Origin of the sequence: Bacteroides sp. AN502(2024) (assembly GCF_041227145.1) — a bacterium.
Classification (GTDB): Bacteria; Bacteroidota; Bacteroidia; order Bacteroidales; family Bacteroidaceae; genus Bacteroides.
Window position 1 is genome coordinate 263,393 of the sequence record NZ_JBGFSP010000003.1, and the last position, 18,311, is coordinate 281,703.

Genomic DNA, 18,311 nt, shown 5'->3' on the forward strand with positions numbered 1-18,311 from the left:
TATTTAATAATGAACAGATTAAGACTTTATCTATTAGCGCTGACTGCGCTTTTTGTATTTTCCGTTAAAGCGGATGAGGGTATGTGGCTATTGCAACTGATGCAACAGCAACACTCCATAGACATGATGAAAAAACAGGGATTAAAACTGGAAGCACAAGACCTATATAATCCGAGTGGTATTTCTCTTAAAGATGCTGTAGGCATATTCGGCGGTGGGTGTACCGGAGAAATTATCTCGCCCGAAGGTTTGATTCTGACCAACCACCACTGTGGCTATGCCTCCATCCAGCAACATAGTAGTGTTGAACACGATTATCTGACTGATGGTTTCTGGGCTACTTCCAGAGACAAAGAGCTCCCTACTCCGGGGTTGAAATTCACATTTATCGAACGTATCGAAGATATTACGGATATTGTCAATGCCAAGATTGCAGCGAAAGAAATTACCGAATCCGAATCATTCAGCAATCTATTCCTTCAAAAGCTGGCTCATGATCTTTATTTAAAAAGTGACCTGGCAGGCAAAAAAGGAATTGCCCCACAGGCTCTTCCGTTCTATGCCGGAAATAGATTCTATCTTTTCTACAAGAAAATATATTCGGATGTACGTATGGTAGCCGCTCCCCCCTCTTCCATCGGTAAGTTTGGAGGCGAAACAGACAACTGGATGTGGCCGCGTCATACCGGCGACTTCTCCATGTTCCGTATCTACGCCGATGCGAATGGTGAACCGGCAGAATATAGCGAAAGCAACGTCCCATTGAAAACCAAGAAACATTTGTCTATCTCTATCAAAGGATTAAAAGAGGGAGATTATGCTATGATTATGGGATTCCCCGGAAGTACGAGCCGCTACCTGACTGTATCAGAAGTTAAAGAACGTATGGAATCAGAGAACGATCCACGTATCCGTATTCGTGGCGCACGTTTGGCTGTTCTGAAAGAGGTAATGAATGCCAGCGACAAAATCCGTATTCAGTATGCTAACAAGTATGCGGGTTCCAGCAACTATTGGAAAAACTCCATCGGTATGAATAAGGCCATCATCGATAATGATGTATTGGGAACAAAAGCTGCACAAGAAGCCAGATTCGCGGAGTTTGCAAAAGCACAAAACAATGCTGAATATGCAGCAGTAGTGAAGAACATTGATGCCCTGGTAGCTAAGACAACCCCTCTCAACTATCAGTACACTTGTTTGAGAGAGACTTTCTTCGGAGCGATCGAATTTGGCAATATTATGTTGACTAAAACACGCGAAGCATTACTCGAGAAAAATGATTCTGTAATCGCAGCATGTATGAAAGCCTTGGAAAGCACTTATGAAAGCATTCATAACAAAGATTACGATCATGAAGTAGACCGCAAGGTAGCGAAAGCCTTGTTCCCCTTATATGCTGAAATGATTCCGGCAAACCAACGTCCTTCTATCTACAAGGTTATTGAGCAGAAATATAAAGGCGATTATAACAAATTCATTGATGATATGTATGACAACTCTATTTTTGCCAACCGGACAAACTTCGAGAAGTTTACAAAGAAGCCTTCAGTGAAAGCGATTGACAATGACCTGGCATTGCAATACTGCCAGTCTAAATACGACTTGATGGATACACTGGCTTCACAACTCAAAGATATGGATCAGGAACTGGCTTTGCTGCACAAAACTTATATTCGTGGTCTGGGTGAAATGAAGTTGCCTGTACCTTCTTACCCGGATGCGAACTTTACCATTCGTCTGACCTATGGTAATGTGAAACCTTATGATCCGAAAGACGGCGTACACTATAACTACTATACGACCACTAAGGGAATTCTTGAAAAAGAAAACCCGGAAGACCGTGAATTCGTTGTACCTGCCAAACTGAAGGAACTGATTGAAAAGAAAGATTATGGCCGTTACGCCTTACCGAATGGTGATATGCCAGTCTGCTTCCTGTCGACCAACGACATCACCGGTGGTAACTCCGGCAGCCCGGTACTGAATGAAAACGGAGAACTGATCGGCTGTGCTTTTGATGGCAACTGGGAATCATTAAGCGGTGATATCAACTTCGACAACAACTTGCAACGTTGTATTAACCTAGATATCCGTTACGTCCTGTTCATTCTGGAAAAGTTAGGAAACTGCGGACACCTGATCAATGAAATGACAATCGTAGAATAAATGAAAAAACAAACCCTATTTGTCCTATTTTCACTGGCAACTCTTAGCATCCACGCCGACGAAGGCATGTGGATGCTAACCGATCTGAAAGCACAGAACGCTGTTGCCATGCGCGAACTTGGTCTCGAAATTCCGATCGAAGAGGTATACAACGCGAATGGTCTTTCTCTAAAAGACGCTGTTGTGCACTTCGGAGGAGGATGTACGGGAGAAATTATCTCTTCCGAAGGACTGGTACTGACTAACCACCACTGTGGTTATGGAGCTATCCAGCAGCATAGTAATGTAGAACATGACTATCTGACAGACGGTTTCTGGGCTATGAACCGTGATGCGGAACTCCCTACTCCGGGACTGACTGTCACTTTTATCGACCGGATTCTCGATGTGACCGATTACGTCAACGAACAACTGAAAAAAGATCCGGACCCGAATGGGGTCAATTATCTATCACCAAGTTATCTTGGCAAGGTAGCAGAACGTTTTGCCAAAGCTGAGAACATAGAAATAACTCCTGCAACCAAACTGGAACTCAAGGCTTTTTATGGAGGAAACAAATATTATATGTTTATCAAAACAGTGTATAGTGATATTCGTATGGTAGGGGCTCCTCCTTCTTCTATCGGTAAATTCGGAGCTGATACCGACAACTGGATGTGGCCTCGTCACACAGGCGACTTTTCCCTCTTCCGTATTTACGCGGACAAGAATGGAAAACCGGCAACATATTCTAAAGACAACATTCCTCTGCAAGTGAAAAAACATCTGAAGATCAGCCTCGCCGGAGTCCAGGAAGGAGATTTCACTTTTGTCATGGGATTCCCGGGACGTAACTGGCGGTATATGATTGCCGACGAAGTGGAAGAACGGATGCAAACGACCAATTTCATGCGCCAACATGTACGCGGAGCCCGCCAGAAAGTACTTATGGAACAAATGCTAAAAGATCCGGCAGTACGTATTCATTATGCAAGCAAATATGCTTCTTCAGCCAATTATTGGAAGAATGCCATTGGTATGAATGAAGGACTGATACGTCTCAATGTACTGAACACCAAACGTGCACAACAAGAAGAACTATTAGCCCACGGTCATGAGAAAGGAGATGACTCGTATCAGAAAGCTTTTGATGAGATTCGATCTATTGTATCTCAACGACGCGATGCGTTATATCATCAGCAGGCTATCAATGAAGCATTGGTCACCGCCCTTGATTTTATGCGTATCCCTTCCACAACAGAACTGGTTACCGCTCTGAAATCGAAAGATAAAGAGCAAATAAAAGAGGCAAAACTAAAATTGAAGCAAGAAGCTGAAAAATATTTTGCTTCTGTCCCTTTCCCTGGCGTGGAACGGCTGGTTGCCAAAGAGATGCTGAAAACTTATGCCAACTACATTCCGGCAGAACAACGAATCAATATCTTCGAAATCATCAATTCCCGTTTCAAAGGAAGTATCGATGCCTTCGTTGATGCTTGCTTTGAACATTCTATTTTTGGCAATCGGAAAAATTTTGAGAAGTTTATCAAGAAACCAAGTTTGTATAAAATAGGATATGACTGGATGGTATTATTCAAATATTCTATTACTGACGGAATCCTGAAAACAGCCATTGCCATGAAGGAAGCCAATCAGAACTATGACGCCGCTCATAAAGTTTGGGTGAAAGGCATGATGGATATGAGACAGGAAAAAGGTACACCTATTTACCCCGATGCCAATTCAACTTTACGGTTGACCTATGGTCGGGTACTTTCTTATGAACCGGCTGACGGTGTGGTGTATGATGCTCATACAACCCTCAAAGGTGTGATGGAAAAAGAAGATCAGGGAAACTGGGAATTCGTAGTGCCTCCCAAACTAAAAGAGCTATATAAATCCCAAGATTATGGACGTTATGGCAAAAACGGTGAAATGCCCGTCTGCTTTATCGTAAACACCGACAATACAGGAGGAAACTCCGGCAGCCCGGTATTTAACAGCAAAGGTCAGCTAGTAGGAACAGCTTTCGACCGCAACTTTGAAGGCTTAACAGGCGACATCGCTTTCCGTCCTTCATCACAACGAGCCGCTTGTGTCGACATCCGCTATACCTTGTTTATCATCGACAAATATGCGGGAGCCTCTCATATCATCAACGAACTTAGCATCGTTGAATAAATGAGAGTTATTCATCACCAATGATAATTTTTCCTTCTCCTTCACTTCTCTTCCGAACGTCCTATTCCCGTACGAAAGAGAGGTGAAGGATTACTATTTTATGAACAAAAAAAGCCTTTCTTCGTTATATAATAAAATAGAAAATTTATGGGCGGTCTTCATAGACTGCTTTTTAACCCTAAAAAAGGAAAGATTATGGAAAAATTTGAAGATTTAATACAGTCACCAGTACCCGTTTTAGTTGATTTTTTTGCAGAATGGTGTGGACCTTGCAAAGCAATGAAACCAGTTTTAGAAGAACTAAAACTTATTGTGGGAGATAAAGCACGTATTGCAAAGATAGACGTTGACCAGCATGAAGACCTGGCTACTAAATATCGCATACAAGCCGTACCGACCTTTATACTATTCAAGAATGGAGAGGCTGTCTGGAGACATTCCGGCGTAATCCATAGTAGCGAGCTGCAAGGCGTTATCGAGAAGCATTATACATAAAAAGATAATAATAACGAATGAAGAAAGTATTAGTAATGGTAGCCCTCGTCATGGCAAGCGTGATTATATACGCATTCAATGACAGTAGGAAAGCCAATCAAGGTAGAAAAGAGATAGCAGATAAGGGTGAAGTAGTCGTAATGGACAAAGAAATGTTTTTGAGAGACGTCTTCGATTATGAGAAATCAAAGGAGTGGAATTATAAAGGTAATAAGCCCGCCATCATCGACCTATATGCAGATTGGTGCGGACCATGTCGGCAGACAGCTCCTATCATGAAAGAATTGGCAAAGGAATATGCCGGAAAAATTGTCATCTACAAAGTCAATGTAGATAAACAAAAAGAACTGGCAACTTTGTTTAATACAACAAGTATTCCATTGTTTGTATTCATTCCCATGAAAGGAGATCCACAGTTTTTCCGTGGAGCTGCAGACAAGGCAACTTACAAAAAAGCAATTGATGAATTTCTCTTGAAGTAAGAAGAGAATCTTGCCAATCTTTATTTGAAGTATCCCACAGGATGATTCATCATTAGTATTTGACCATCTCTCAATTTCAAAACTTTCTTCAATTGTTCATTGTCCATGGAAGCACGTGGCACTGTTGCCATATTAGCAGCGGAACAGAATATTGAAATATTTTGAGAAACGATACCAGAATCCATCGCTCCCATCAACTGGCTGCGTGCACTCTTCGCATCTCCAAACTTCGAAAGATCACTGATTAACACCAAAGATACTGGAGCAGTCTTCACAAATGCCTGTCCACCGGCTACTGCTCCACGATAATCTCCTTCAGCAACCAAAGTCAACTGATGTTTTTTAGCATCATACAGATAACTCCCTTCAGGTAGTACTACATATACATCCACATCCTGCTTATTCAATGCCGATGGAGCTGTTCTCTTTCCGGATTCCTTACGGTTTATCCCATTAGCGGCCCACAACAAATCAGACAGATCCGACAAACTCAATGGCTTAGAAGCATACTCGCGGGTCGAATGTCGTTCAGACAATGCCTTCATCACCGCACCGATACGGTTTAAATTAGGCTTTGGCAATTTAATCACTTGATCAGCAGCAAAAGCAGCAGCCGAAAGAATTAAACAAACTAACAATAGTTGTACTTTTCTCATAACTGTGGTATTTAAAAGTTGACAGGCACAAATATATATAAAAAAGGTCTGTATTCCGCAATGAATACAGACCTTTTAAGAATTTATTAGGCTTACTTATTTCTTATCACCGAAATAACGATTGTACAATCCTTCAAAACCTTTACCGTGACGAGCTTCGTCTTTGCACATTTCGTGTACAGTATCATGGATAGCATCCAGATTCAGAGCTTTAGCACGAGTGGCGATACGCTTTTTATCTTCACATGCACCTTGTTCAGCATCTTTACGTTTCTGCAGGTTTGTTTTAGTATCCCACACGCAATCGCCCAACAATTCTGCAAACTTAGCAGCATGTTCAGCTTCTTCCCAAGCGTAACGTTTGAAAGCCTCAGCTACTTCAGGATAACCTTCACGGTCTGCCTGACGGCTCATAGCCAGATACATACCAACTTCAGTGCATTCTCCCATGAAGTGATTGTTCAAGTCCTTAATCATTTCTTCGTCACAACCTTTTGCAACACCAACAACATGTTCGTCTGCAAAAGACAATGCTCCACCTTCTACCTCAACAACTTCTACGAATTTGCTGGCAGGAGCTTTACACAACGGACATTTTTCAGGAGCTGCGTCACCTTCATAAACGTAACCACATACAGTACATCTAAATTTTTTCATTTTCGTCTCAATTTTAAATTAATTAATCAATACGTATTTCTCTATCTTTACTTAAACAAGTCTTGCAAATACCTTTATAATAATAATGAACTTCCGATACCTGATGACCATCCATGTCTACAGTCTCCACTGTTTTTATAGCTTCCGGACATTTCAGATCATAAATGTGTCCACAACGCTTACACAGAAAATGAGAATGTAGGGAAGTATCTGCATCAAAATTCGCATTCTTCTCATCAATCGTAAGCATCAAGGCCGCTCCTTGTTCCGAAAACAATTTCAATGTATTATAAACCGTAGTTTTTGAAAGTGTCGGCATCGATGGAGATAATGCAGTATAGATATCGTCAGCCGATGGATGAATCGGATTATCCATCAGATATTCCATGATAGCGATACGCTGCATAGAAGGCTTGATATGATGCTCTAATAATCGTTCGTATGGTTTCATCATCCTCTGCTATTACATATTTGTATTTATTACAAATATCAATTCAATGCAAAGATAAAAAGTCTTTGTTTTACTTCCAAATAAATCTTTGTTTTTTATATATCACAAAATAAAAACCCATATCTTTAGAATATGTTTCAATATTGTCCTAAATAAATTTTGAGCATGAGCTAACTGACTATACTGTTAAGTATAGCCTCGAGAGTTCAAAATCAATCCCCCCTAATCGTTTTCGATGGTTTCGGGAGGTGGTGTAAATGGTTGATCAAGCCATTTTTGGAGGTCGATTTTGGTAAATGTGTTCAGCCGGAGCGTGACCACAAGGTTAGCCAATGCCCATTTGTATCTTGCGATGTGCTTTAGCCATGTCAGAATCAGCATTGTAGTCATAGCAGTCCATATTTGGGTCTCTACGGCATTGCGGGATGTGCCGATAAAGCTCTTGATGCGTAGCAGTTGCTTGAGGTTGCGAAAGAAGATTTCTATGTTCCACCGAGCCTTGTACAGAGCCGCTATGCTTGATGCTGCCAATGTGAAGTTGTTTGTGAGTAACTCAATTTCAAAACCGTGTTCATCGTTCCATACTGCGATGCGACGTAAACGTTTGGGATATTTGGATTTGGCCGCCGAGAGTTCGAACTCGATTATTTCGTCAATAAGTACATTCTGAGCGTGTTTTTCAGGCAAAGGCAACTCCTCTATGGCTTTGTACCGGATATTGTCTTTATGACGCACTACAAAGAACACGTTGCTGCTGTCCCAATTATTCAGCAATGAGTAGTCACAGTAGCCTCGGTCGGCTACTACAATACTATACGGATGTAACTCAATATCAAAAGCAGCTTTGTTGTCGGTGGTTTTGCCATCGGTGATATTCACGAACTCCGGCAAAAGACTGTCATAGTCCAATAGCGTGTGCATCTTGACCGCCCCCTTGGTGGTAGTGTAATGTGCCCAGTCATATATTGACAGAGTCAATGACACCAATGTGGAGTCGAGCAGTTTTATCGGCATCTTGAAACGGAACTTTCTTCGTTGCCATAGGGCTTGCTGTCCGAAATACTGAAACAACGAGTAGAATATGCCGCGAAAAACCGAACTGTCTCGGTTGGCGTTCTGATATGCTACCGTTGACTTGGATGGTGCACGGTTGATTCCCAAATGATTGAGGTTGCCGGTGGCTGATTTCAGCCCGTTTGAGATATCTCTGACTGAATCACATCCTGAGAATTGGCTGAAAATCATGCTAACAAACTGACTCCATGTATTGTAGCCCTTACAATGCTTGTCTGACCCCGAAGATTTTATGATTTTCCTGATATTTTCTTTCGGGAGATGTGATATTACCTGTGCGAAAAGTGTTATATTTGCCATAGGAAGTAGATGAGTTGGTGGCTCGCTACTAAGGTAGTCATTTTACCTTAGTTCTACTTCCTTTTTATTTGTTCTCCCAATTTATTTAGGACAATATTGAATATGTTTATTCAAATAAGCCTGCCAATTCAACTTAATTCAAAACAATTCGCTATTTTTGCACCCATTATATAATGAAAGTATAAGATGAACTACGGATTTGTGAAAGTAGCTGCAGCTGTGCCACACGTAAAAGTGGCAGACTGCAAATTCAATGTAGAAAAGATAGAAAATCTGATTGCAATAGCCGAAGGAAAAGGGGTGCAGATCATTGTTTTCCCGGAAATGAGCATCACCGGATATACTTGTGGCGACCTGTTCGGACAACAGCTTCTACTGGAAGAAGCTGAAATGGGTCTGATGCAAATTCTGAACAATACCCGTCAATTAGATATCATTTCAATTGTGGGTATGCCTGTAGTAGTCAACTCGACAGTAATCAATGCAGCCGTAGTAATTCAGAAAGGGAAAGTATTGGGAGTTGCAGCCAAAACATATCTGCCAAATTATAAAGAGTTCTACGAACAACGTTGGTTCACCTCGGCTCTTCAGCTGACAACAAATAATGTGCGCTTGTGCGGACAGTTTGTTCCCATAGGTGCCAATTTGCTTTTTGAAACTTCAGATACGACTTTTGGCATCGAAATATGCGAAGATCTTTGGTCTACCATACCGCCCAGTTCTTCGCTGGCATTACAAGGAGCAGAAATTATTTTCAATATGTCTGCAGACAATGAAGGCATTGGAAAAAACAATTATCTCTGCTCTCTTATCAGCCAGCAATCTGCACGTTGTATTGCCGGATATGTATTCTCATCCTGTGGCTTCGGAGAGTCCACTACAGATGTCGTTTTTGCCGGTAACGGACTGATTTATGAAAACGGTTCACTTCTTGCTCGCAGTGAACGTTTCAGTATGAAAGAACAACTGATCATCAGTGAAATAGATGTTGAACGTATCCGGGCTGAACGTAGAACAAATACCACTTTTGCCGCTAATCAGGCAAACTTGGGAGATATGAAAGCATATTCTATCGCAACGGAACTTATTCACAGTAAAGAACTGACATTAACCCGGAAATTCAACTCTCATCCTTTCGTACCACAGGGAGCAGAACTGAATGAACATTGTAAGGAAGTATTCTCCATTCAGATAGCCGGATTGGCACAAAGGTTGGTTCATACCGGAGCCAAAACTGCCGTAATCGGTATTTCCGGTGGACTGGATTCAACACTGGCACTACTTGTTTGCGTGAAGACTTTTGATAAGTTGGGATTATCACGAAAAGATATCCTCGGGATTACAATGCCGGGATTCGGAACAACAGATCGTACATATCACAATGCTATTGATCTGATGAAATCGCTAGGTATTTCAATTCGTGAAATCAGTATACAAGAGGCCTGCATCCAGCATTTTAAAGATATAAACCATGATATAAATGTACACGATGTAACATACGAGAATTCACAGGCACGGGAACGTACACAAATATTGATGGATGTAGCCAATCAAACTTGGGGAATGGTTATTGGCACAGGAGATTTATCAGAACTTGCACTGGGATGGGCAACCTACAATGGCGATCACATGTCGATGTACGGAGTAAATGCAAGTGTACCGAAAACTCTGGTGAAGTACTTGGTACAATGGGTAGCGGAAAACGGTATGGATGAAAAATCAAAAGCGACTTTACTTGATATAGTAGATACTCCCATCAGTCCGGAACTGATTCCTGCAGATGAAAACGGAGAGATTAAACAAAAAACTGAAGATTTGGTAGGTCCTTATGAGCTGCATGATTTCTTCCTTTATTATTTCTTACGTTGTGGTTTCCGCCCATCCAAAATTTTCTATCTGGCAAATATCGCATTTAAAGATATATATGATGAAGAAACCATCAAGAAATGGCTCTCTACCTTCTTCCGTCGTTTCTTTAATCAACAATTCAAGCGTTCTTGCTTGCCGGACGGTCCTAAGGTAGGAAGCATTTCTATCAGCCCGAGAGGAGACTGGAGAATGCCCAGCGATATCAGTTCAACGATGTGGCTTAAAGAAATAGAGGCATTATAAGAGTCCTATCGATAAACTGTGCCACCGTGATGGCATAACTGTGACATCGCAGTGGCACAGTTGTGACATCACGGTGGCACAAACTAAACCATTAAAGAATACCCTTACTGGATGGAAGTTCAAAATGATAGATATCTCTTTTGATAGCCATTTTCAAAGCACGGGCAAGGGCTTTAAAAACGCCTTCTATCTTATGATGTTCATTCTGTCCTTCCGCTTTGATGTTCAAATTCATCTTTGCCGCGTCACTTAGTGACTTAAAGAAATGAAGGAACATTTCTGTTGGCATCTCTCCTATTTTTTCACGCTTGAATTCAGCATCCCAAACCAGCCAGGGACGACCGCCGAAGTCCAGGCAAACCTGACAAAGACAATCATCCATCGGCAAGGCATAGCCATAACGTTCAATCCCCCGTTTGCTCCCTAAAGCCTGATAAATACATTCACCTAAGGCAATAGCGGTATCTTCGATCGTATGATGCTCATCTACTTCCAAATCGCCCTTTACACGGATAGTCAGGTCCATGCCGGAATGCTTTCCAATCTGCTCAAGCATATGATCGAAAAAGCCAAGACCGGTAGATATGTCACAGATACCATTTCCATCGAGATTCAAAGCAACATAAATATCTGTTTCTTTTGTAGTCCGGCGTACTTCCGCTTTCCGTTCTCCGGCAAAAAGGAATTCGGCTATCCGGTCCCAGTCAGTAGTTGCAAGGGCACAGACTTCTTCTAATCCTTTTTCTTTCAAAGCTTTGGTTGAGTCTTGCAAATAAATTGCCCGGCAGCCCAGATTTTGGGCAAGTTCCACATCCGTAGGGCGATCACCTATCACAAAACTTCCGGCAAGATCATAATCAGGACTATTTAAAAATTTCGTCAACATTCCCGTACGCGGCTTACGAGTAAGCGCATTATCTTCAGGAAAACTACGGTCTATCAGAATTTCGTCAAAAGTAATCCCCTCTCCCGCCAATGTTTTAAGCATCAGATTATGAGCAGGCCAGAATGTCTCTTCCGGAAAAGAGGATGTACCCAATCCGTCCTGATTGGTAACCATCACAAATTCAAAGTCAAGTTTACTACGGATAAAACCCAAATTACGGAACACCTTCGGATAGAATTCCAGTTTTTCCAATGAATCCAGCTGATAATCAACGGGAGGTTCGATTACCAACGTACCATCTCTATCGATAAATAATACTTTCTTCTTCATACATTATCCTTGATAGTTTTTAAGAGCCGTCAATAAGGAATTATTTTCTACACGGGTACCGACAGTCACACGCAAACAGTTGCAACAAAGTGAAATGTGATGACGATTACGCACAATGATTCCTTCACCGACCAAATAGTTGTAGATGTTCACAGCATCTGTCACTTTAGCCAAAAAGAAGTTGGCATCAGAAGGAAACAGTTTGATGGTACATGGAAGTTTTTCAAATTCCGCTTCCAGATAATCACGCTCTTCCTTCAATGTTTTCACCCAACGTTCTATCTCATAATGCTTGTACAACATAGAAATAGCCTGTTGTTGAGTCAACTGATTGACATTATAGGGATATTTGATTTTGCTAAGGATACCTATAATTTCTTTGGAAGCAAAAGCCATTCCCAAACGAATAGCAGCACATCCCCAAGCCTTGGAGAATGTTTGGAATACGACAAGGTTAGGATATTTATCCAACTCTTCAAGGAAAGAAGGAGCCTGGGAAAAATCATTATAAGCTTCATCCAGCATCACCAATCCTTCGAACCGACAAAGTACCTTTTCAATTTCAGAACGGAGCAAATCATTTCCTGTCGGGTTATTAGGCGAGCAAAGGAAAATAAGTTTGGTATGTTCATCGGTAGCCGCCAGCAATTTGTCGGCAGAGAGCTGGAAGTCATCATCCAGCAATACTTTCCGATATTCCACATCGTTCACATCGGCACAAACCTGATACATTCCATAAGTAGGATCGATGGCTACGACATTATCTTTTCCCGGTTCGCAGAATGCACGAAAAACCAAGTCGATAGCTTCATCGCTACCGTTTCCAAGAAAAATATGCTCGGGAGATACTTTTTTGATTTTCGACAACAGCGTCTTCAGTTCACACTGCATAGGATCCGGATAGCGGTTATGAGGCGTATTGTAGGGGTTCTCGTTCGCATCCAGAAAAACAGAGGCTGTAACTCCTTTATATTCATCTCGCGCCGAAGAATAGGGTTTTAATTTCCAGATATTCGGCCGAGTTAGTTCTTGCAACGTTTTCACTTCTTTATGTTTTAAATTATGAATTTTGAATTGTTTGGAGGCGAACTGTAACAGCATTTTTATGTGCGTCCAGCTGTTCATTAGCTGCCATTTCTTCTATAGCAGGACCGATCGCTTTTATCCCTTCCGGAAGAATTTCCTGAAATGTAATCTTACGGATAAAACTATCCAAACTTACACCGCTATAGGCTTTGGCATAACCGTTGGTCGGCAGCGTGTGATTCGTTCCGGAAGCATAGTCGCCGGCACTTTCGGGAGTTAATGAACCTAAGAAGACAGAACCTGCATTTATCACATGTTCGGCCACTTCCATATAGTTTTCCATTTCTATAATTAAATGTTCCGGAGCATACGCGTTTGTCAATTCCAATGCTTCATTCAGCTCCTTCACTAAAATCAATTTACTATTTTCCAATGATTTCGCTGCAATTTCACGACGGGGAAGTTTTGCTAATTGACGCTCCACTTCTGCCATCACCTCTGTCTGAAGTTTCTCGGAAGTGGTAATCAATATAGCCTGACTATCTATTCCGTGTTCTGCCTGTGACAAAAGATCTGCTGCCACAAAAACCGGATTGGCAGAGGCATCGGCCAGAACTTCCACTTCAGAAGGGCCGGCAGGCATATCGATAGCCACATCACGCAGGCTCACCAATTGTTTGGCAGCTGTCACATATTGGTTACCGGGACCAAATATCTTATACACTTTAGGTACACTCTCTGTTCCATAAGCCATAGCGGCAATAGCTTGCACCCCACCCGCCTTGAATATTTTGCTGACACCAGCCAGTTGCGCGGCAAAAAGGATAGCCGGATGAATATTCCCGTTTTTATCGGGAGGAGTACAAAGAACGATTTCCTTACATCCTGCAATTTTAGCCGGAACAGCCAACATTAATACAGTAGAGAACAGCGGTGCTGTTCCACCCGGAATATATAACCCGACCTTTTCGATTCCCACCGATTTTTGCCAGCAAGTCACACCGTTCATTGTTTCTACCTTCTTTCCGACAAAGCGTTGGGAAGCATGGAATGTTTCAATATTCCGTTTTGCCAGGGAGATGGCAGATTTCAGTTCATCGCTTACTAATGTTCCGGCAACCTGCATCTCTTCAGGAGTTACAGCAAGTGCAGACAAGATTACCTTATCAAAAGCTGCCTCATATTCCAGTACTGCTTTGTCACCTTCTGTCCTTACCTTATTTATAATAGAACGAACAGTATCGAACAAACTTTCCGTATTTAGTGCCGGACGTTTCAATAGTTCCGTCCATTGCTCTTTTGAGGGATATTTAATCAATTTCATGGTTCATATTTTATTAGAAATGGATTTCCGTACCTATCTATACAATCATCTTTTCAATCGGCAGTACCAAAATACCTTCTGCTCCCAGTCCTTTCAGTTTTCCAATGATTTCCCAGAAACGTTTCTCATCAAGTACTGTATGAACAGAACACCAACCTTCCTGTGCCAGTGGCATCACCGTGGGACTCTTCATGCCCGGCAATACAGCAATGATTTCTTTCAGTTTATCTTTCGGAGCATTCATCAAAACATATTTTTTATCTTCGGCTGTTTTTACTGCATTCATGCGAAACAGCAGCTCTTCGAGCACTTCTTTTTTCTCGTCGTTCATCTTCTTGTTGCCAATCAGCAATGCTTCTGACTTCATTACAACTTCCACTTCTTTCAAACGGTTACTTACCAATGTAGAACCGGAGCTTACAATATCGAAAATAGCATCAGCCAATCCAATTCCCGGAGATACTTCTACAGAACCGGTAATCACGTGAATTTCAGCATTTACACCATTTTCCTTCAGGAAGTTACGAAGAATAACCGGATAGGAAGTAGCAATCTTCTTACCGTTAAACCACGACAAACCGGGATATTCAACATCCTTCGGCATAGCCAGTGAAAGGCGGCATTTACTAAATCCCAAACGTTTGATAATTTCCGCATCTTCTTCCTTTTCGATAAATTCGTTTTCGCCTACAATTCCCAAGTCTGCTACACCAGTAGCCACTGTCTGCGGAATATCGTCATCACGAAGGAATAGAACTTCAATAGGAAAATTGGAAGACTGTACCAATAAGGTACGTTTCGTGGTGCTTAACTTGATATCTGACTCTTCTAAAAGTGCCATTGTCTCTTCAAAGAGACGTCCTTTGGCTTGTACTGCGATTCTTAACATGACTTTATTTTATTTTTAATATAATATGCATGAGAAATCAAAAAAGGCTTACCGTATTCGGCAAGCCTTAGTTATCGTTTATATAGTTATCCACAATATCATCCACGCCCACCGATTATTCGTCAGGAAAATGATGATGATGATGTATAGCTGTATATTTCATTTCTCTTTTATTAACTGCGACAAAAGTAAAGCATTAGTCTGAGATAACCAAACATTTATCACAAAAACTTAAGTTTTTATTTCAAATTAAAGGTAATATTTCTTCCGGCTCTACATCACATTTCAAAAAGGCATTTCGTCTTTCATCGATTTACTTTCTAATACAACGAATGGCAAAAGCTTTTGTGCCAACACCGGCATTAGATTCTTCTATGATATTCGTACTACTTTTTATATAAAAAACGGTAGGCGCTATCTCTGTATTTGTGTTATCCAGCGTCCAATAACCCAAATGCTTCTTTTCATAATCACTTTGGAAAATCCCCACATACATTCCTATAGGCATTCCATTAAAACCGGATAAATTAGTTGCAGGTTGTACGGGCTCTTCGGTCTTTAAAGGCAGCCAAGTCCCTGATTTTATCAACGAAACATCTCCCTTCAGATACTCTTTTAGAAGATTCCAGTCTTCCCAGTTCGGTATATTCCAATGAGTCGGCAGGATCCTACCGGAAAGAGCAACATCAGCGGTATAGAAATAATAATTCCCGGTAAAAGATTGCAAATATCCGGTAGCATTTGCCGCTACTGCATCCAATTTGGGCAGCATTTCACCATCTGTATACAAAGAAGCCTCCAGATTATCCCGCATCCAATATTGAGTTCCGATCTTCACTAACGGATAATTATGAATGACTCCTCCACGTACATCACGAACGATATCCTCCAAAGCCAAAACAGAGAGTACGTCATCTGCCGTTGTAACAGATAAAGAAACGGTTCCATCTGCCATCACATATACATTATTACGAATCGGTAAAGTCCCGTCAACATAGGTCAATGAGTGTTCTTCCACATTCCATGAAACACTTCCTCCATTCACTGTTCCCGATTTCCCTAGCAGCTGTACTACCACACCTTGAGATAAATTCACACTACCATCTTCTTTCATCGGATAGACAACGATTGCCTGCGAGGAAAATGCAGAAGTAACAAGATACTCCATACATATTTCGGCTACTTGCTTTCCCGAATGTAACACTTTATACACATTTGACCTTTCAAAAGTCAACTTCGAAACATCTATGTATTTATGAAGCGCGACCGATTCGGTATGATCGACTTCAGTTCCATCCCAATCTCCGATTTCTCCATTCACTTTGCTCATCAAGACATCCTCGGCCGATACAAACTGTATTTCCAATTCGCGCTGCTTTCCGCTTATTAATTGCAATGTAGCCGGTAACATACTTATATATAGCTTTCCTGCTACTTCCAATGTTATGTATTGGTAACCCGGAGTCGCCTCCTGCGGTACCAGAATACATTCTTTTCCTATCAGTCGGCCGTCTTTTATCTCCCATTCCCCTGCGGGAACAATATCTTTCTCTTCGGAATAACCAGAGAAAGTCCTTTTCTGAAAATCATAATTTGTTTTAGTATAAAAGCCACTTACAGAAAGCGTAGGCTTAACAGATAACATATCTTCCAAATTCTCCTCCTCTCCAGGAGTAAGAACAATTTTCAGACGAAAGAACTGATGATTATAGGTCAGAGCGACCGCCTCCTTACTGGCTAACACATCTTCTTTAGAAGCAACCAGAAAATCTGAATGTGAATAATCGTCAGCCACATTTTGAGTCGTTGAAACCGCCACCTGCATGGTACTCTCTCCACTCCCCACTCCACTCGTTTGATAAGGATAATAACTGATCAGATTCAACGTTGCTCCATCATCCGGATAGTATACCGACTCGTTAGATTCAAACTCACCATTAGATGAACGTACGAAACGAAGATTATCCACATAACGTTCTTCTTGCATTGTAGTAGCTCCGGCAAGAGCGAACAACCCAACTTCATCCCCTTCATCAAAGTGATTATTTGCCATGCGGGTACCAACCGCCCCACGAATATCAGCGATAAATTTTAATGGAATATTTCCATTATTAACTATATCCGCCTCTTCTTCCGAAATATGGTTTACACAAGCACTAAGTAAGATAGAATAAAGGACAAGTAAACCCACGACCTTTTGCTGGTTACAAAATAATTTCATCACATTTGTTTTTTAATTTCTCAATAGAAACTTTTGATTGAACAGAAAGGATAACATAAAAGGAAGTATTAGCTTTCGGTTATGGGATACTAAACAACACGTCTGTTGCCTGTGGAATCATCAATTTCAAGATACCATTTTGATATCTTGGAAGCAAAAGTATATAATAATATCGAATTAAAGTATAATTTCTATAGAAATATTTTACATTTTCATCTAAATCACAAATAATCAACAAGTTACAAACGAACAGTCAGTAACCAAGAATTAAACTTCCACATTATTATATTAAGAGCCTACTCTTTTCAGAAAGAATATCCCACTTCTATACCGGCAATATGTCTGCCTTGTGAAGATGCATATTGATAACAATAGAATGTATCCAACGACCAACGTTTGGCTAAAGCAATTTCGACTCCGGGACGATAGCGCATACGATCGGCTCTCCAAAAAGAAGCGTCATCCAGACTCTGATAGATTTCAACAGAAAAATAAGGAGAAACAATTCCCTTTGTAGGAGCATAGGAAAATTTCAAGCGGGAACGCAAGCGAGTTTCAGAGTTACCACTATCAAAAGTCTGCTGGAATCTTTCCCTTACAGCTACTTTCAGCCATTGATAACGAAAACTGGCAGTAGCAGTTATATGATAGCGATGCCTGAACTTCCAGCCCGGGTCACCCAAATACCGAAGATGGGTTTCATAGCCAATACCCAGATTCAAAAACGAATAAGGCCGGTAACTTCCACCAACAATAAGTCCCCAACGATCCAATTTACTTACATCATCTTTCATGCGCCATTCCAAATCACCTGAAACTGAAAACCGGGGATCTATCTTATGATTCACCTTGAATTTAGTCCATGTATTGAAATCATCACCTTGTGCCCATGCGGAAAATGATATTCCAAACAATAGCACAAAAAATAGCCAAGTCTTAGCATTTAATATTACTTTATTCATTGATTTTCGGGTTAAAGTAGCAAAGATAATAAATTATTCTACGCAAAGGAAAAACATGATACTGAAAAGATTCTGAAAAGATTATATTCATATTCTGTCTAAATTCTCATATTGTAT

Annotated in this window: 15 protein-coding genes; 5 read left to right on the top strand and 10 right to left on the bottom strand. The window is 41.1% G+C overall.

Annotated features, from left to right (window positions below):
* Positions 1-9 precede the first annotated feature (9 nt).
* From AB9N12_RS01105 to AB9N12_RS01120, 4 genes are all read left to right on the top strand, one after another.
* Positions 10-2,169 (top strand): S46 family peptidase, encoded by a 2,160-nt coding sequence (locus AB9N12_RS01105; protein ID WP_369889100.1) that lies wholly within the window; start codon positions 10-12, stop codon positions 2,167-2,169.
* Positions 2,170-4,329 (top strand): S46 family peptidase, encoded by a 2,160-nt coding sequence (locus tag AB9N12_RS01110; protein ID WP_369889101.1) that lies wholly within the window; start codon positions 2,170-2,172, stop codon positions 4,327-4,329.
* A gap of 195 nt (positions 4,330-4,524) precedes the next feature.
* A complete protein-coding gene (gene trxA / locus AB9N12_RS01115; RefSeq protein WP_004306008.1) occupies positions 4,525-4,824 on the top strand; it encodes a thioredoxin in 300 nt (99 codons plus the stop codon).
* Between the two features lie 17 nt (positions 4,825-4,841).
* Positions 4,842-5,306 (top strand): thioredoxin domain-containing protein, encoded by a 465-nt coding sequence (locus AB9N12_RS01120; protein WP_369889102.1) that lies wholly within the window; start codon positions 4,842-4,844, stop codon positions 5,304-5,306.
* Between the two features lie 20 nt (positions 5,307-5,326).
* Here AB9N12_RS01120 and AB9N12_RS01125 read toward each other — a convergent pair whose 3' ends face one another.
* The 4 genes from AB9N12_RS01125 to AB9N12_RS01140 form a co-directional block, all read right to left on the bottom strand.
* The gene (locus AB9N12_RS01125) at positions 5,327-5,962 is read right to left on the bottom strand and encodes a SagB/ThcOx family dehydrogenase (RefSeq protein WP_369889103.1); all 636 of its coding nucleotides are present in this window, start codon (positions 5,960-5,962) and stop codon (positions 5,327-5,329) included.
* A 96-nt stretch (positions 5,963-6,058) separates the two neighbouring features.
* Positions 6,059-6,619 carry an NADH peroxidase gene (locus AB9N12_RS01130; RefSeq protein WP_369889104.1) on the bottom strand — a complete coding sequence of 187 codons (561 nt, stop codon included), beginning with the start codon at positions 6,617-6,619 and terminating at the stop codon, positions 6,059-6,061.
* 22 nt (positions 6,620-6,641) lie between these two features.
* A complete protein-coding gene (locus tag AB9N12_RS01135; RefSeq protein ID WP_369892778.1) occupies positions 6,642-7,070 on the bottom strand; it encodes a Fur family transcriptional regulator in 429 nt (142 codons plus the stop codon).
* A gap of 222 nt (positions 7,071-7,292) precedes the next feature.
* Positions 7,293-8,444, bottom strand: a complete 1,152-nt coding sequence (locus AB9N12_RS01140) for an IS4 family transposase (RefSeq protein ID WP_369888970.1) — start codon at positions 8,442-8,444, stop codon at positions 7,293-7,295.
* A gap of 186 nt (positions 8,445-8,630) precedes the next feature.
* Here AB9N12_RS01140 and AB9N12_RS01145 point away from each other — a divergent pair, with 186 nt between their 5' ends.
* Positions 8,631-10,556, top strand: a complete 1,926-nt coding sequence (locus tag AB9N12_RS01145) for an NAD(+) synthase (RefSeq protein ID WP_369889105.1) — start codon at positions 8,631-8,633, stop codon at positions 10,554-10,556.
* A gap of 91 nt (positions 10,557-10,647) precedes the next feature.
* Here AB9N12_RS01145 and hisB read toward each other — a convergent pair whose 3' ends face one another.
* From hisB to AB9N12_RS01175, 6 genes are all read right to left on the bottom strand, one after another.
* Positions 10,648-11,772 (bottom strand): bifunctional histidinol-phosphatase/imidazoleglycerol-phosphate dehydratase HisB, encoded by a 1,125-nt coding sequence (gene hisB / locus AB9N12_RS01150; RefSeq protein ID WP_369889106.1) that lies wholly within the window; start codon positions 11,770-11,772, stop codon positions 10,648-10,650.
* Positions 11,773-11,775: 3 nt separating this feature from the next.
* Complete coding sequence (hisC, locus tag AB9N12_RS01155) at positions 11,776-12,816, bottom strand: histidinol-phosphate transaminase (protein WP_369889107.1); 1,041 nt, start codon at positions 12,814-12,816, stop codon at positions 11,776-11,778.
* A gap of 16 nt (positions 12,817-12,832) precedes the next feature.
* Positions 12,833-14,122 (bottom strand): histidinol dehydrogenase, encoded by a 1,290-nt coding sequence (hisD, locus tag AB9N12_RS01160; RefSeq protein WP_369889108.1) that lies wholly within the window; start codon positions 14,120-14,122, stop codon positions 12,833-12,835.
* 37 nt (positions 14,123-14,159) lie between these two features.
* Positions 14,160-15,011 (bottom strand): ATP phosphoribosyltransferase, encoded by an 852-nt coding sequence (hisG, locus tag AB9N12_RS01165; RefSeq protein ID WP_369889109.1) that lies wholly within the window; start codon positions 15,009-15,011, stop codon positions 14,160-14,162.
* A 313-nt stretch (positions 15,012-15,324) separates the two neighbouring features.
* Entirely contained in the window at positions 15,325-17,232 is a 1,908-nt protein-coding gene (locus tag AB9N12_RS01170; protein WP_369892779.1) for a fimbrillin family protein, read from the bottom strand.
* 305 nt (positions 17,233-17,537) lie between these two features.
* Entirely contained in the window at positions 17,538-18,194 is a 657-nt protein-coding gene (locus AB9N12_RS01175; protein WP_369889110.1) for a DUF2490 domain-containing protein, read from the bottom strand.
* Between the last annotated feature and the right edge of the window lie 117 nt (positions 18,195-18,311).